This is a genomic window from uncultured Faecalicoccus sp. (genome assembly GCF_944327125.1).
GTDB lineage: Bacteria > Bacillota_I > Bacilli_A > Erysipelotrichales > Erysipelotrichaceae > Faecalicoccus.
Genome location: NZ_CALVGO010000031.1, coordinates 1 through 14,812, shown reverse-complemented (window position 1 = coordinate 14,812; position 14,812 = coordinate 1). Strand labels below are relative to the sequence as shown.

Genomic DNA, 14,812 nt, shown 5'->3' with positions numbered 1-14,812 from the left:
CTTTTTAAAAGTATTGTGTTGTCCTTTATTCATTGAAGCATAGATTCTTCTTCAGAATTTAGAATTTATAAAACATAGGGTAAAAATAAATGTATAATATCTCTATAAATCAGAATTTAAGGAGATCAATTTATGAACGGAGTAATCCTATATCAATCAAAATACGGCGCTACAAAAAGATACGCTGAATGGCTGTCCGAGGAAACCGGGTTTCAGTGTATAGAAACAAAAAAAGCTGATATTAATGAAATTATTACATATGATCCTATTATTTTAGGCGGAGGAATATATGCTTCCGGTATTGCCGGCTTGCCTTTTCTAAAAAAGAATATCAATAAATTGACAGACAAAAAGATTATTGTATTTTGTTGCGGTGCATCTCCATATGAAGAAAATACATTTCAGCAAATCAAAGCGCATAACATGAAAGATAATTTATCTGATATTCCAGTCTTTTACTGTCGCGGCGCATGGGATATGGACGCAATGTCTTTCAAAGATAGAATATTATGCAACTTACTTAGAAAGGCTGTTGCAAAAAAAGATCCATCTGATTACGAAATATGGGAAAAGGCATTAATGGCAGCCGGAGACAGCAGCTGCGACTGGACTGACAAGAAATACATTGAACCAATACTTGAATGTATTAAGCGATAAACACCTGTTTGTTAAGCAGGCAAATCCTAATTTAACAATTTCATATCCAGTATTATACAAAGCGGTCAGTCTTTATGATTGGTCGCTTTTCAATATCTGGAAAGTACTGTTTTCATCCAATATAAGCGTAAAGTTGAATTATGTCAGAGTCAACAATATGTACCTCTATCTCCCTTTGTTTTCAGTATAGAAGGGTCAAGCCCCTAAAACTTGTTTGATGAAAAAGAGGATCGTTTCTACGGCATGATCCATTCCCGTTTTTGATAAGTTGATGCACAGGTCATAATTCTTTGCTTCGGACCAGTTTTGATCGGTGTTGAAGTTATAGTACGCACCGCGGGATTTATCCATTTCTTTGATTTTCTTTTTGGCTTCTTTTTCACGGATGCCATCTCTTTCCATCACATGGCGGATTCGGTCATGTTCATCTGCGCAGATAAAGATGCGGACAAGTTTCTTTTTATCTTTGAGAATATAGTCGGCACAGCGTCCAACGATCACACAGTCTTCATTTTCGGCAAGATGAAGAATCGTGTCTCTTTGAGCCTGGTAGGCTAAAAACTCCGTGGAAATGGTCTGATCCTGCCACAAAAAACTTGTGGGACCGGATAAAAGAGAATAGAAAAATGGGCTGGCCTGTCTTTCGTCCATGGTTTCAAGAAACGCGGCACTGAGTCCACTTTCTTTTGAGGCCTTTAATAAAAGCTCTTTATCGTAATAAGAAAAACCAAGTCTTTTCGCGAGTTCTTTGGCAATCTGCCGTCCCCGGCTTCCAAACTGCCGGCCTATGGTTATGGTTGTGTGTTCCATGGTTTATCCCTCTTTCTACTATCTATATTGTACAATGGAAAAACTTTTTTCAAAAGAGAACTTCTAATTTCGATGATTCGGTTGTGCTATAATAAAAATATAGGAGCAGTTTTTATGGTTTATAAAGAACAGATTTATATCACACCTTTTCAGCTTTACCGCACTTTGCATATTTATCTTCCTTCAGATTACAAGGAATCTCAGGAAAAATATCCAGTGATGTATATGTTCGACGGGCATAATTTGTTTCATGACGAAGAAGCCACATATGGCAAATCCTGGGGCCTTCAAAAATTTCTGGATTCCTATTCGAAGCCTTTTATCATTGTGGGAATTGAGTGCAATCATGAAGGAAATGAAAGACTGAATGAGTTTAGCCCTTATACTTTTTCATCCCCTTTATTGGGAAATGTCTATGGAAAAGGCGATCAGCTCATGGACTGGCTGGTTCATGAATTGAAGCCATGGATCGATCGGCGTCTTCGTACGATGCCTTTTAGAGAGTGCACCGGTATAGCAGGGAGCAGTATGGGCGGTTTGATGGCTTTGTATGGGGTCCTTCATTACAATACGATTTTTTCAAAAGCCGCCTGTTTATCCAGTGCTATCTTTGGATGTAAGGAAAAAGTGTTTGCGGAACTGCAGAATGCTTCTTTAAGCCCGGACACCCGAATCTATTTGAGTCTGGGAACGAAGGAGACTTCGCAAACGGTTTATCTGAATCAAAATATAGAGGATATGCAGTTTTTTACAGAATTGCTTGTAAAAAAGGGTGTCAGCGCTTATTTTCATCTGGCCCATGGAGGGCACCATAATGAAGCCAGCTGGGAAAAAGAGAATCCTTTGTACTTTGATTATCTGTGGCGTCAGTAACTTGTCCAATTTGGGCAAGTTTTTTTCTATAGATGATGGTATAATATGGTTTGTGAAAGAAGAATGAGACATGAATAAAAATATACTAAGAGGTTTAAAAGTTATTGTATTGATATTGTTCGTATTTGTTTTTGTCAGCGTGTACAACGTTCCGCAGGACAGTACGAAAAAATTTGAAGAGGTTCTTTCGCAAACACAGAAAGACCTTGACCTTTCTGTTATGGTACAGCAGGATAACCAGATGATTCGTCGCAATCTGGGATTGGATCCGGAATCTTATGAACAGATTGTTTATTATAAGATCGATGATGTGATGCAGGCCAATGAATATGTGCTGGTACAGTTTAAGGACCATTCTCAACAGAAACCTTTTGAAGAATCGATCCAGAAACGAATTGATGACCAGATCAATTTATATGAAGGCTATGCACCAGACCAGGTTCAGCTTTTAGATAAAGCGGTTGTCAATGTTCAGGCCAATTATGCGCTGTATGCCGTTGACACCAATGCTTCTTCTCTGGAAGCCCAGTTTTTATCCAGTTTATAGAAAGGGGATACCATGGTATTTAACAGTTTGATCTTTGTGTTTTGTTTTTTGCCGGTTTCGGTATTCCTGTATTGGATCGTACCCGGCAGCTTTGTAAAGAACGTTGTTCTTTTTGTTTTGAGTTTGTTGTTTTATGCGTGGAATGAACCGTTCTATCTGATTTTATTGTTGCTTAACATCGCATGGAACTATTTGAGTGCTTTGGAACTTGGACAAGAAGAAGATGAGAAGAAAAGAAAGATCGTATTTTGGATCACGATCGCCGTCAATTTATTGTTGCTGGGAGCCTTTAAATATACCAACTTCCTGTTGGGTATTTTCGGGATCGCCGCATTTGATGTTTCTTTACCGGTAGGCTTGTCGTTCTTTACGTTCAGCGCCATTTCGTATATAGCGGATGTCTATAAAGGAACCAGCCCGGCCCAGAAAAATCCATTGGATCTGGGATTGTATATCGCATTTTTTGGAAAGATCACCAGCGGACCGATTGCCTTTTACCATGATATGGAAAATCAGCTGGCTTACCGGCCTTTATCAAAAGAACTTTTCTTTTCTGGGGTTTGCCTGTTTGCCAAGGGGCTGATCAAAAAAGTTTTGCTGGCGGATCAGTTTGCTTTGGTGTTCAGTGCTCTTTCCGCTAACACCAGCATGTTAGGGGCCTGGATCTATGCCATCAGCTATATGCTGGAGATCTATTTTGATTTCAGCGGGTACAGTGACATGGCCATTGGAATTGGTCGGATGTTTGGTTTTACCATGAAACCGAACTTTGATCATCCGTATTCGGCCATCAGCGTACAGGATTTCTGGCGCCGTTGGCATATTAGTTTATCCAGCTGGTTCAGGGACTATGTTTATATTCCCCTGGGAGGAAACCGGCACGATTATGTTCGCAACATTTTGATCGTGTGGTTTTTGACAGGATTATGGCATGGCGCCAACTGGACGTTCATTCTTTGGGGATTATATTATGGCGGTATTCTTTTGCTGGAAAAGTTTGTGCTGAAACCGTATCTTCAAACTCTTCCTAAGATTATTTGCCATCTTTATACATTAGTATTGGTTTTGATTGGCTGGGTCTTCTTCTTCAGCCCGGGTATTTTAGAAGCATTTTCTACTTTGGGACGTATGATCAATGTGGTCCATCCTATGGATTCTCAGGTCTTATTTGTACTTTTTGGCAATTTACCGCTCTTTATTCTGGGAGTGCTGTTCTCAGGAACGCTGTACGATAGGGTTTTCCATCTTTTTATGGATCGATCCCCGAAAAGAGCTTCTGCGATCTATACCTTCCTGTATGTACTTTTCTTTGTCGTTTGTATTGCCTTTATGGTAGGTAGTACTTACCAGAGTTTCTTGTACTTTGCGTTCTAGCTAGGAGATGAAAGAATGAAAAAACCAATGATACGATTTAATAAGCGTTTAACTCAGATTCTGGCGTTGATCGTGAGTGTCTTCTGTGTTTTGAATCTGGTCATTCCCGATTCGGATAAGTCCGCGGTGGAAAACCGTTCTCTGCAGAAATTCCCTTCGCTTTCGGCTTCCAGTCTGAAAGACGGAGAATTTTTCAGTGAACTCAACAGCTGGTATTCGGATCAGTTTCTGGGCCGGGATCAGTTTATGCAGTTAAAGTATGCCGTCAATAAACTTACGGGCACAAAGCAGATCAATGATGTTTTTTTGGGGAAAGGTGTATTGATTGAAGATGTCAGTGAAGTAAATACGGAACAAAAAGAACGGAACATAGCCGCCATCAATACGTTCTGTACTTCCAGCGGCGTGCCGAGTTATTTTCTTTTGGCACCCAATGCCGTTAGTATTCAGAAAGATAAACTGCCTGCTTTTGCGACAGTCAAGGATCAAAATCAACAGATCGATGATTATTATGCCAAACTGGATCCATCGATTCAGAAAGTGGATGTACGTAAAACACTGGAAAAGCACAAAGAGGAATACTTGTACTATAAAACTGATCATCACTGGACCTCGCTTGCTGCCTTTTATTCCTTCCAGGATCTGGCGTCAATGATGGGTTTGGGAGAAGTTTCTAAAGACAACTACAACATCTATCCTGTCACGACAAGTTTTGAAGGCACTCTTGCCGGCAAGGTGGGAAGTGTATTGTTAAAGGATCAAATCGATATTTACGTTCCCAAAGACAATGATGAATATATTATGAGTGATCTGACCAACGCAACGACATCACGCTCGATTTATTCTTCCAAAGCTTTGGAAACTCGGGATCAGTATACTGTATTTTTGGGCGGAAACTCCGGAAGGATCACTTTGGAGATGAATAATAACAGCGATCGTCATCTTTTGCTGATCAAGGATTCTTATGCCAATACGATGATCCAGTTTTTGATCCCGTATTTTAGAACGATCGATATTATCGACCCGCGTTATTACTATGAAGATGTCTCCAATTTGCTGGAAACACAGTTGATCACGGATGTTTTGTTTTTGTATAATTCGAACACTTTGATGCAGGATACCTCCATGGCAGACTGTCTGAGTGTAGAAGCAGAATAAAGCTTGGAAAATTTCCAGGCTTTTTTTCTCTGACAGAATAAAAAAAGGGAGTATAATAGCTCAGGGAGAAAATCATGAAAAATACACGACAAATCGATATGGTCCAGGGACCTATCTTTAGAAAATTGATCTTTTTTTCAATTCCTGTGATATTGTCTGGGATCCTTCAGCTGTTGTTCAATGCCGCCGATGTGATCGTTGTCGGCCGTTTTAGCGGAAGCGAAGCACTGGCGGCAGTGGGTTCGACATCCAGTTTGATCAATCTTTTGATCAACCTTTTTTTAGGGATCTCCATAGGAGCCAATGTCCTAGTGGGACAATATATCGGCGCCCGGGATATCGAAAACTGTCAAAAAACGGTCCATACCGGCATATTGTTTGCCCTTTTTGGCGGCCTGGCAATGGGGATTTTTGGCTTTTTGATGGCACCGGTCCTGTTGACCTGGATGGCCACGCCACCCAATGTATTGCCTTTGTCAACGACCTACATGCAGATCTATTTTATTGGGCTTCCGGCTTTGTTGGTCTATGATTTTGGCGCGGCTTTACTAAGAGCCATCGGAGATACCAAACGGCCGTTATATTTTTTACTGATTTCCGGGATCATCAATGTCTGTTTGAATTTGTTCTTTGTTCTAGGATTCAATATGGGGGTTGCCGGGGTTGCGATTGCGACAATCATTTCCGAATTTATCAGTGCGCTGCTGGTGTTGATTTGTCTTCATAATACCGAGGGGCCCATTCAGTTTCAGAAGAAAAATCTGCACTTTTCTTTAGAAAAAGGAATCAAGATGGTCAAGATCGGTGTGCCGGCAGGCGTACAGGGAATGCTTTTTAGTATTTCCAATGTTTTGATCCAATCCTCTGTCAACGGCTTTGGATCCACGGTCATGGCCGGGAATACCGCCAGCCTGAACATTGAAAACTTTGTCTATATTTCCATGAATGCCATCTATCAGACGGCATTGAGTTTTACTTCGCAGAATATGGGCGCCAAACAATATAAACGAATCGATAAGATCTTGTTTGAATGTTTGTGCCTGGTCGTTATCGTTGGTTTGGTGCTTGGCTGGGGAGCGTATCTAGGCGGAGATTGGCTGCTTCATATTTATTCTGGCGAACCAGAAGTAATCAAGATTGGCCTGATCCGATTATCGATCATATGCACGACTTATTTTACTTGCGGAATCATGGATGTTTTGGTAGGAAGCCTTCGCGGAATGGGATATTCGATTCTCCCAATGTTTGTTTCTATGATGGGAGTGTGTGCTTTTCGTGTGCTATGGATCTTTACGATCTTTCAAATGCATAAAGAGTTGTTTGTCTTGTATATTTCTTATCCCATCTCGTGGATCTTGACGATTGCCGTTGATGTGGTTTGTTATGTTATGATTCGAAAACATCTTGCACGTAAAAACGGATAGAATCTCTTCAGGGATATCTTGACAATCAAAAGAAATTATATTAAAAAGAACTAGAAATGATTTGATACATAAAGATAAAGGAAGAAGACGTATGAAAAAATATCAGGCGATTCTTTTTGATCTGGATGGAACTTTGCTTCCGATGGATCAGGAAGAATTTGTGAAAACTTACTTTGGATTGTTGGTAAAAAAAGTAGCCCCGTTGGGCTATGAGCCAAAGAAACTGGTTGATTCGATATGGAAAGGGACATATGCGATGGTTCAGAACAACGGTCATTGTAATAATTATGATCGATTCTGGGAAGTCTTCGGTTCCATATACGGGCAAGAAAAATTGAAGGATCGTCCGTTGTTTGACGAATTCTATAGACAAGAATTTCAAATGGCCAGGGCTGCCTGCGGTTTTGACCCGCTTTCCAAACAGGTGGTAAAAAAAGCCAAAGAACTCGGGCCTTTGATCCTGGCTACAAATCCCATCTTTCCTCAGGTGGCAACGTATTCTCGGATTCGATGGGCGGGATTAGATCCCGACGATTTTACTTTTATCACGACGTATGAAAATTCTTCGTATTGTAAACCCAATGTGGAATACTATCGGGAAATCGTAGAGAAAATGAATCTGGATCCGCACCAGTGTTTAATGATCGGAAACGATGTGGAAGAAGATATGGTTTCTGCCAACCTGGGGATGGATTCCTATTTAGTGACCAATTGTTTGATCAACTCAAAAAATAAAGATCTCTCAAATTATCAAAAAGGATCTATGAATGATCTTTTAAATCTGTTCCAATAAAAAAAGCCTTTCGGCTTTTTTTTACAAGATTTGGATGTTGTGTTTTAAACATTCTTCGATCATGTCTTTAGGCCATATGCTGGCTTGGACCTCGCCAATATGCGCCTTTTTCAATAGAAGCATGCATAGACGGGATTGACCAATACCGCCGCCGATCGTATAAGGAAGACGTCTTTCCAATACGGCTTTATGGAATGGATATTTCAGGCGGTCTTCTTTTCCTTCTTTTTTCAACTGCTCAATCAGACTGTTTTCATCGACACGGATCCCCATGCTGGAGATTTCCAAAGCAGCCTGCAAAGGTTCGTACCAGAATAGAATGTCGCCGTTCAGTTCCCAGTCATCATAGTCCGGGGCCCGGCCATCATGCTTTTGACCGTTGGAGAGCTTATCTCCTATTTTCATGATGAATACGCATCCCAGTTTCTTGGCGATGGCATTTTCTCTTTCCTTGGCGCCAAGATTTGGATAAAGGTCCAGCAGTTCCTGCGTAGTGATAAAGTGAATTTGATCCGGCAGGTGGTTGACCGCATTTGGATATTTATACCAAACTTCGTGTTCCATATGCTTGATGACTTTAAAAATGGTACGTACGTGCTGTTTTAATACATTTTCAGTACGTTCATCTTTAGAGATGATCTTTTCCCAGTCCCACTGATCAACATAGGCTGAGTGGATATTGTCGAGGTCTTCGTCTTTGCGGATGGCATTCATATTGGTATAAAGGCCTTCATGAAGCTGAAATCCATATTGTTTCAGGGCAAAGCGTTTCCATTTTGCCAGGGAATGAACGACCTCAATGCGTTCTCCATCAATTTCTTTCATCGTAAAATGAACGGGTTCCTCAATGCCGTTTAGATCGTCATTTAAACCGGAACTTCTTTCAACGAACAAAGGGGCAGAGATTCTTAACAGATTCATCTCTTTGCCAAATTCGTATTGAAAGGTATCACGAATATATTTGATGGCTTCCTGTGTCTGACGAACGCTGAGCACAGGGTTGTAATCTTCGGGAATAATTAATTTCATAGGGGCTCTCCTTAAAATATGAACTATTATATCATACCAAATGAAAAAAAATATAAAAAGTTTCATTGTGTTACATTGACTTACATCTTTTGAAAGTCTACAATTAGACATATAGTTTACAATTTGGAGGAAGAGATTATGAATAAGTTATTGAAACTGGGTCTTGCTTCTGTAACGGCGCTTTCATTGGTGGCGTGTTCAGGGACAGGGGCATCCGATGATTCAACGAAGATTGGAATCATTCAGCTGGCAGAGCATCCAGCTTTAGACCAGGCTTATGAAGGTTTTATGGATGGACTGGAAGAAGCCGGATTTACGGAAGAGAATACGGTTTTTGATTACCAGAACGCTTCGAACGATCAGTCAAACTGTAAGACGATCGCCGATAAATTTGTCAATGATGGCGACGATTTGATCTACGCCATCGCAACACCGGCCGCGCAAAGTGTGGCTCAGGCAACCAGCGACATCCCTATCCTTGTGAATGCGGTTACTGATCCGGCCGCTTCCGGTATTGTAAAAGACAATGAAGCACCTGGCGGGAATGTGACAGGGGTCAGTGACTTAACACCGGTTGAAGAACAAATCGATCTTTTACAGCAGTTATTGCCGGATGCCAAAAAGGTAGCGGTGATGTACTGCAGCAGTGAAGATAACTCAAAGATCCAGGCTGAAATGGCAGAAAAAGCTTTGGATGAAGCCGGAATCGAATGGGAAGAAGCAACTGTAGCGGATTCCAGCTCGATTCAGCAGGTGACGGAATCATTGATTGGAAAAGTCGATGCGATCTATATTCCAACCGATAACTTACTGGCGGAAGGAATGTCAGCCGTTGCCCAGGTAGCCAATGCCAACGGCATCCCTTGTATCGTTGGGGAAAGCGGCATGGTGACCAATGGCGGATTGGCAACTTATGGAATCGATTATCATAAATTAGGAGAAATGGCAGCCCAACAGGCGGTTTCGATCTTAAAAGATGGCAAATCACCAGCCGATATGCCAATCGAATATTTAAGTGCGGAAGATTGTGTTTTAACGATCAACAAAACGGTTGCGGAAGAATTAGGCATTACGATCCCTGAGGATCTGGCCGATGCCGAAATGGTAGAAACGGCTTCATAAGATCATGGGAATCGTTTTAGCTATGCAGGGGGCCTTAAGCCAGGGAATTCTCTGGGGACTGATGGCCCTGGGTGTATATATCACCTTCCGACTTTTAGATATTGCCGATTTGACAGTGGATGGTTCCTTTGCGACCGGAGGGGCTGTCTGTGCTGTTTGTTTGGTCAATGGAGTTAACCCGATCCTTGCTTTGATCTTAAGTACGATCGCCGGATTTATTGCCGGCTGGATCACGGGGGTTCTCCATACCAAATGTCAGATTCCTGCCATTCTTGCCGGGATCTTGACGCAAATCGGATTGTATTCGATCAATCTGCGAATCATGGGACGCTCCAATACGCCGTTATTGCAGTATGATAATGTCTTCTCACAGCTTGAGGAGTTAACGGGTCTGTCCTCTAACTGGGTCGTTTTGATCATTGGCTTGATCGTGACGATTTTAGTGATTGTCGCTTTATACTGGTATTTCGGAACAGAAATTGGTTCCAGTATTCGGGCCACAGGAAACAACGAACAGATGGTTCGCGCTTTAGGCGTCAACACCAATGTCACCAAGACATTGGGCTTGATGATCTCAAATGGTTTGATTGCCCTTTCTGGGGCTTTGGTGACCCAGCAGCAGGGCTATGCGGATGTCCGCATGGGGATTGGCGCCATCGTGATCGGCTTAGCTTCCATCGTGATTGGAGAAGTGATCTTTGGACACAAGGGAGCCTTTGGTACCCGTCTTACTTCCATCGTGGTAGGATCGGTCATTTATCGAATCATTGTGGCCGTGGTCTTGCAGATGGGACTGAATACCGACGACTTAAAACTTCTGACGGCTATTTTAGTGGCGATTGCCTTGACAGTGCCAATCGTCATGAATAAACAAAAACAGCTTTCGATGTATAAAAAGCTGACCGGAAAGGAGAAGTAAGCATGTTACAAATCAAGAATGTGTCGAAAACTTTCAATCCGGGAACAGTGAACGAAAAAAAGGCACTGGATCGTTTAAATCTTCATGTGGAAGAAGGCGATTTTATTACCATCATCGGAGGGAATGGAGCGGGCAAAAGTACATTGATGAACATGGTTGCCGGCGTGTATCCTATCGATTGTGGAACTATCTATCTGGATGGGAAAAATATTTCCCTGCAGGCCGAATACCAGAGAGCGCAGATGATAGGTCGGGTGTTCCAGGATCCCATGTTGGGAACCGCGGCCGATATGGCGATCCAGGAAAATTTGGCAATGGCCAATCGCCGGGGCAAAAAACGAGGTTTAAAATGGGGGATCACACCTAAGGAAAAGGAGATTTTCCATGAACAGCTCAAACGTCTGGGGCTTGGTTTGGAAGATCGTATGACTTCCAAGGTAGGTCTGTTGTCCGGGGGACAGCGTCAAGCTTTGACTTTGTTGATGGCGACTTTGATCAAACCAAAATTATTGCTTCTGGATGAACATACAGCGGCTTTGGATCCGCGGACCGCTAAAAAGGTGCTGGATCTGACCAATGAGATCGTCAACGAACAAAACCTTACCACGCTGATGGTTACGCACAATATGCAGGATGCCATTCATATCGGGAATCGTTTGATCATGATGCATGAAGGAAAAATCATCTATGATGTTAAGGGAGAAGAAAAGAAACAGCTCAAAGTTTCGGATCTTCTAAAGAAATTTGAAGAAGCCAGCGGTGAAGAATTTGCCAATGACAGAATGATGTTAGGATAAAGGAGGGATCGCCATGGAGATTCGTTTTGAAAAAAGAGAGGATTTAAAAGAAAAACCAACCGGAGAGCTAGGGTTTGGGAAATACCAGACCGATTATATGTTCGTCATGGATTATGACGAAGGACCTGGTTGGCACGATGCTCGAATCGTTCCTTACGGACCGATTGAATTTGATCCTGCCAGTATGGTTCTCCATTACGCTCAGGAAACCTTTGAAGGAATGAAAGCGTACAAGGCAAAGGATGGAAGGGTTCTGTTGTTCCGTCCTGAAATGAATGCCCGCCGTTTTATCAATTCCAATCAGCGCTTGAGCATGCCTATCATTGAAGAAAAGGATTTCGTTCAGGCCGTTGAAGAACTGGTGCGCATAGAAAAAGACTGGATCCCGACAGGCGAAGGAGAGTCTTTATATATCCGCCCTTATATGTTTGCCACGGAAAAAGCCATTGGGGTTCATCCTTCTCATTCCTATAAATTTATTATTATTTGTTCGCCGGTCGGAGCGTATTATCCGGAAGGAGTCAATCCGGTGAAAATCTATGTAGAAGATGAATATGTCCGCGCAACTGTTGGAGGAACCGGCTTCACGAAGTGCGGCGGTAACTACGCCGGCAGTCTGGCAGCGCAAGTTAAAGCGGAAGAATTAGGATATACACAAGTTTTATGGCTGGATGGTGTACACCGTAAATATGTCGAAGAAGTCGGCTCCATGAACGTAATGTTTGAAGTGGATAATACAATCATTACAGCACCAACGGATGGAACCGTTCTTCCTGGTGTCACTCGGGATTCTATCTTGCATATCTTACGGGACTGGGGATACAAGGTGGAAGAAAAACACTTTGCGATCGATGACCTTATGAAAGCCGGCCACGAAGGACGTCTGCAGGAAGCCTGGGGAACCGGTACCGCTGCTGTCATCAGTCCAATTGGTGAATTATACTTTAAAGGCGATATCGTAACGATCAATGATTTTAAAACGGGTGAACTGACCCAGAAGATCTACGATACGTTAACGGGTATCCAATGGGGCGACCTGGAAGACAAGTATGGCTGGACCTATGAAGTAAAGATTGACTAAAAAAGAACTCTTCGGAGTTCTTTTTAAATGTTTTATTAAGCCGTTTTATAAAGCTTGTAGATAAAGAAAACAAGATCAACGATGATTAGTAAAACAAATACGATTCCCATCCTTGAAAATAAGTCTTTCTGAAGTAAGAACACCAAGCTGACCCATAGAAAGACGGATTGAAGAATCAAAAGGATCGAATCGATGAATTGTTTGATTGCGTTTTCGATTGATTGGATGTTGTTCTTTGTGACAGGAACGGGGATTCGATATTGGAACAATTGTATCGTTGAATCGTCCTCGTGTATTTTGGCTGGCGAAAGCTTGATGAATAGAAAATAGATTACGCCTGCGATGATAGGAACAACAACAGCCATAAAGACAGGAGCCCTTTGATCGGGAACATGCTGAGCATTCCAGTGGATGAATATATCGCCTTGGTGAAATAACAGTGTAAGAATGCTGAGGACAGCATTAAGTCCTAGAAAGATCAAAGAGATTCTTTTCAATGAGATCATAAGCTCACCTTCTTTGATTTCATTATATCGCTTATGTTTCAAATAATCGATTAAAGATCCATAAAGAAAATTGAAACAATTTTCAGAAAGTGGTTGAAATTTATTTACAAATAAGATATTCTTAAAGAAACCAAGGCGGAAGAGATCAAACAGAAAGATGTGCGCCAAGCGAGCTGGGGAGGGTGTAAGCCCAGTCGTAACAGTTCTGCAAATGGACTTCCAAGGGCAAGGTGAAGTAACAGTAGCCAAGACGTGACTTGTACGTTACAACAAGAGAAATGTGATAGCATTTTTACTAGAGGTGGGTAATCCAATTACCAAAACAGGTGGTACCGCAGATCAATCGATGATTTGTCCTGTGTCAGGAAACTGATGCAGGACTTTTATATTATTCCCCTCTCATCGCTATCCAAACACGATAAAGAAAAGGAGAGAAAATCATGAAAAAGAAAACTTTATCAAAAGTAATGGTCACCATTTTAGCGGGATCTATGTTGTTTGGATGTTCCTCGTCCAAAGAGGCAGATAAACCCATTATTGGGGTGGCCCAGCTGGTCAGCCATACGTCTTTGAACACGATTCGCGATTCTTTTACAGAACGAATGGAAGAACTGGGGTATGTCGATGGGAAGAATGCCAAGTTTGACTATTCCGATGCATCGGGACAAGTCGGAAACTTAACATCCATCATGTCTTCCTACCAGGATGAAGGAGCGGATGTTGTGGTTGCGATTGCGACGCAAACCGCACAGGCTGCTTCCAATATCTCCGATGAGATCCCGGTCGTTTTCTCCGCTGTCAGTGATCCGGTGGGTGCAGGACTGGTGAATTCTCTGGAAAAGCCGGGCAGAAACATCACAGGAACAAGTGATGAAGTACAAGTGGATCAGATTCTCGATCTTGCCCTGGAACTGGATCCGCAGATCAAGACCATCGGTTTCTTATATAATGCCAGTGAAGCCAATTCGGTTTCCAATCTGGAAAATGCGAAGATATATTGTGAAGAAAACGGGCTGACTTTAGTGGAAGGAACGGGTTCAAATTTGACCGAACTTCAAAGTGCGGCCAGTGTATTGTGCGAAGAAGTGGATCTCTTGTTTGCACCAAACGATAATACGGTGGCCAGTGGCATGGCAGCCTTATCTCAGATTGCTCTGGATGCGAAGACACCGTTCTTTGTGGGAGCCGATTCCATGGTTCAGGATGGTGGCTTGGCCACTGTGGGGATCGATTATGAAGAGCTGGGCATTGAAACAGCGAATATGACCGATGCGATCTTAAAAGGAGAAGATCCCGGCAATATGGAAGTCAAAGTTTTTAAAGAGGACTTGAATATTTACGTCAATCAACAAGCTTTAGACGCTCTGGGCCTAAGCTTGCCAGAAGAGATTCAAGACAGTGATCGTTTAGTTATCATAGGATAGGAGGAAGTATGATGTCGATAGGGATCATAGAAAGAGCCGTTGAATTAGGACTGATTTTTTCCATCCTTTCTTTAGGGGTGTATATTTCATTTCGAATCTTAAATGTTCCAGATCTGACAGTGGATGGAAGCTTTACGACCGGAGCTGCCGTTTGCGCGGTTTTGACGCTGAATGGCCATCCCTTTCTGGGCTTGATATTAGGCTTTCTTGCCGGTGGCGTTTGCGGGTTGGTTACGGCTTTTCTGCAGACAAAAATGAAGATCCATCCTTTGTTAGCCGGAATCTTGACGATGACAGC

The 14,812-nt window shown here is 42.3% G+C and carries 15 protein-coding genes and 1 pseudogene; 13 read left to right on the top strand and 3 right to left on the bottom strand.

Features of this window, described 5'->3' with window-relative positions; all coding sequences use genetic code 11:
- Positions 1-132: 132 nt before the first annotated feature.
- The gene (locus Q0K03_RS05055) at positions 133-657 is read left to right on the top strand and encodes a flavodoxin domain-containing protein (RefSeq protein WP_297238389.1); all 525 of its coding nucleotides are present in this window, start codon (positions 133-135) and stop codon (positions 655-657) included.
- Positions 658-852: 195 nt separating this feature from the next.
- Here the strand turns inward: Q0K03_RS05055 and Q0K03_RS05050 are convergent, their stop codons facing one another.
- Positions 853-1,467 carry an AAA family ATPase gene (locus Q0K03_RS05050; protein WP_297238387.1) on the bottom strand — a complete coding sequence of 205 codons (615 nt, stop codon included), beginning with the start codon at positions 1,465-1,467 and terminating at the stop codon, positions 853-855.
- A 114-nt stretch (positions 1,468-1,581) separates the two neighbouring features.
- Between Q0K03_RS05050 and Q0K03_RS05045 the strand changes: the two genes are divergently transcribed.
- The 6 genes from Q0K03_RS05045 (at position 1,582) to Q0K03_RS05020 (ending at position 7,636) form a co-directional block, all read left to right on the top strand.
- Positions 1,582-2,340 carry an alpha/beta hydrolase-fold protein gene (locus Q0K03_RS05045; protein ID WP_297238385.1) on the top strand — a complete coding sequence of 253 codons (759 nt, stop codon included), beginning with the start codon at positions 1,582-1,584 and terminating at the stop codon, positions 2,338-2,340.
- Positions 2,341-2,410: 70 nt separating this feature from the next.
- Entirely contained in the window at positions 2,411-2,887 is a 477-nt protein-coding gene (locus Q0K03_RS05040; RefSeq protein WP_297238383.1) for a DUF4358 domain-containing protein, read from the top strand.
- Positions 2,888-2,899: 12 nt separating this feature from the next.
- Positions 2,900-4,261: an MBOAT family O-acyltransferase gene (locus Q0K03_RS05035; RefSeq protein WP_297238381.1), complete on the top strand. Its 1,362-nt coding sequence runs from the start codon at positions 2,900-2,902 to the stop codon at positions 4,259-4,261.
- 15 nt (positions 4,262-4,276) lie between these two features.
- Positions 4,277-5,419 carry a DHHW family protein gene (locus Q0K03_RS05030; RefSeq protein ID WP_297238379.1) on the top strand — a complete coding sequence of 381 codons (1,143 nt, stop codon included), beginning with the start codon at positions 4,277-4,279 and terminating at the stop codon, positions 5,417-5,419.
- Positions 5,420-5,493: 74 nt separating this feature from the next.
- Entirely contained in the window at positions 5,494-6,843 is a 1,350-nt protein-coding gene (locus Q0K03_RS05025; RefSeq protein WP_297238377.1) for an MATE family efflux transporter, read from the top strand.
- 91 nt (positions 6,844-6,934) lie between these two features.
- Positions 6,935-7,636, top strand: a complete 702-nt coding sequence (locus tag Q0K03_RS05020; RefSeq protein WP_297238374.1) for an HAD family hydrolase — start codon at positions 6,935-6,937, stop codon at positions 7,634-7,636.
- A 21-nt stretch (positions 7,637-7,657) separates the two neighbouring features.
- Here the strand turns inward: Q0K03_RS05020 and asnA are convergent, their stop codons facing one another.
- Positions 7,658-8,665, bottom strand: coding sequence for an aspartate--ammonia ligase (gene asnA / locus Q0K03_RS05015; protein ID WP_297238372.1), 1,008 nt, complete (start codon positions 8,663-8,665; stop codon positions 7,658-7,660).
- 138 nt (positions 8,666-8,803) lie between these two features.
- On the opposite strand from asnA, the gene Q0K03_RS05010 reads away from it, so the two are divergent.
- Genes Q0K03_RS05010 through Q0K03_RS04995 form a run of 4 tightly spaced genes read left to right on the top strand, consistent with a single transcriptional unit; the run spans position 8,804 to position 12,584 of the window.
- Positions 8,804-9,787 carry an ABC transporter substrate-binding protein gene (locus Q0K03_RS05010; RefSeq protein WP_297238370.1) on the top strand — a complete coding sequence of 328 codons (984 nt, stop codon included), beginning with the start codon at positions 8,804-8,806 and terminating at the stop codon, positions 9,785-9,787.
- A 4-nt stretch (positions 9,788-9,791) separates the two neighbouring features.
- Positions 9,792-10,706, top strand: a complete 915-nt coding sequence (locus Q0K03_RS05005; protein ID WP_297238368.1) for an ABC transporter permease — start codon at positions 9,792-9,794, stop codon at positions 10,704-10,706.
- A 2-nt stretch (positions 10,707-10,708) separates the two neighbouring features.
- A complete protein-coding gene (locus tag Q0K03_RS05000) occupies positions 10,709-11,503 on the top strand; it encodes an ABC transporter ATP-binding protein (RefSeq protein ID WP_297238366.1) in 795 nt (264 codons plus the stop codon).
- A gap of 13 nt (positions 11,504-11,516) precedes the next feature.
- A complete protein-coding gene (locus Q0K03_RS04995) occupies positions 11,517-12,584 on the top strand; it encodes a branched-chain amino acid aminotransferase (protein ID WP_297238364.1) in 1,068 nt (355 codons plus the stop codon).
- A gap of 35 nt (positions 12,585-12,619) precedes the next feature.
- Here Q0K03_RS04995 and Q0K03_RS04990 read toward each other — a convergent pair whose 3' ends face one another.
- Positions 12,620-13,090: a hypothetical protein gene (locus Q0K03_RS04990; RefSeq protein ID WP_297238362.1), complete on the bottom strand. Its 471-nt coding sequence runs from the start codon at positions 13,088-13,090 to the stop codon at positions 12,620-12,622.
- A gap of 440 nt (positions 13,091-13,530) precedes the next feature.
- On the opposite strand from Q0K03_RS04990, the gene Q0K03_RS04985 reads away from it, so the two are divergent.
- Together Q0K03_RS04985 and Q0K03_RS04980 are read left to right on the top strand one after the other, a co-directional pair.
- Positions 13,531-14,514: an ABC transporter substrate-binding protein gene (locus Q0K03_RS04985; RefSeq protein WP_297238360.1), complete on the top strand. Its 984-nt coding sequence runs from the start codon at positions 13,531-13,533 to the stop codon at positions 14,512-14,514.
- 11 nt (positions 14,515-14,525) lie between these two features.
- Positions 14,526-14,812: pseudogene (locus tag Q0K03_RS04980) on the top strand (ABC transporter permease); the annotation flags it as partial.

Bases quoted from the DNA above. Each gene is read 5' to 3' on its own strand.
- Q0K03_RS05000 (WP_297238366.1), top strand. From the start codon at position 10,709: ATGTTACAAATCAAGAATGTGTCGAAAACTTTCAATCCGGGAACAGTG.
- Q0K03_RS05035 (WP_297238381.1), top strand. From the start codon at position 2,900: ATGGTATTTAACAGTTTGATCTTTGTGTTTTGTTTTTTGCCGGTTTCG.
- Q0K03_RS05005 (WP_297238368.1), top strand. From the start codon at position 9,792: ATGGGAATCGTTTTAGCTATGCAGGGGGCCTTAAGCCAGGGAATTCTC.
- asnA (WP_297238372.1), bottom strand. From the start codon at position 8,665: ATGAAATTAATTATTCCCGAAGATTACAACCCTGTGCTCAGCGTTCGT.
- Q0K03_RS04995 (WP_297238364.1), top strand. From the start codon at position 11,517: ATGGAGATTCGTTTTGAAAAAAGAGAGGATTTAAAAGAAAAACCAACC.
- Q0K03_RS05050 (WP_297238387.1), bottom strand. From the start codon at position 1,467: ATGGAACACACAACCATAACCATAGGCCGGCAGTTTGGAAGCCGGGGA.
- Q0K03_RS05040 (WP_297238383.1), top strand. From the start codon at position 2,411: ATGAATAAAAATATACTAAGAGGTTTAAAAGTTATTGTATTGATATTG.
- Q0K03_RS05055 (WP_297238389.1), top strand. From the start codon at position 133: ATGAACGGAGTAATCCTATATCAATCAAAATACGGCGCTACAAAAAGA.
- Q0K03_RS04990 (WP_297238362.1), bottom strand. From the start codon at position 13,090: ATGATCTCATTGAAAAGAATCTCTTTGATCTTTCTAGGACTTAATGCT.
- Q0K03_RS05010 (WP_297238370.1), top strand. From the start codon at position 8,804: ATGAATAAGTTATTGAAACTGGGTCTTGCTTCTGTAACGGCGCTTTCA.
- Q0K03_RS05030 (WP_297238379.1), top strand. From the start codon at position 4,277: ATGAAAAAACCAATGATACGATTTAATAAGCGTTTAACTCAGATTCTG.
- Q0K03_RS05020 (WP_297238374.1), top strand. From the start codon at position 6,935: ATGAAAAAATATCAGGCGATTCTTTTTGATCTGGATGGAACTTTGCTT.
- Q0K03_RS05045 (WP_297238385.1), top strand. From the start codon at position 1,582: ATGGTTTATAAAGAACAGATTTATATCACACCTTTTCAGCTTTACCGC.
- Q0K03_RS04985 (WP_297238360.1), top strand. From the start codon at position 13,531: ATGAAAAAGAAAACTTTATCAAAAGTAATGGTCACCATTTTAGCGGGA.
- Q0K03_RS05025 (WP_297238377.1), top strand. From the start codon at position 5,494: ATGAAAAATACACGACAAATCGATATGGTCCAGGGACCTATCTTTAGA.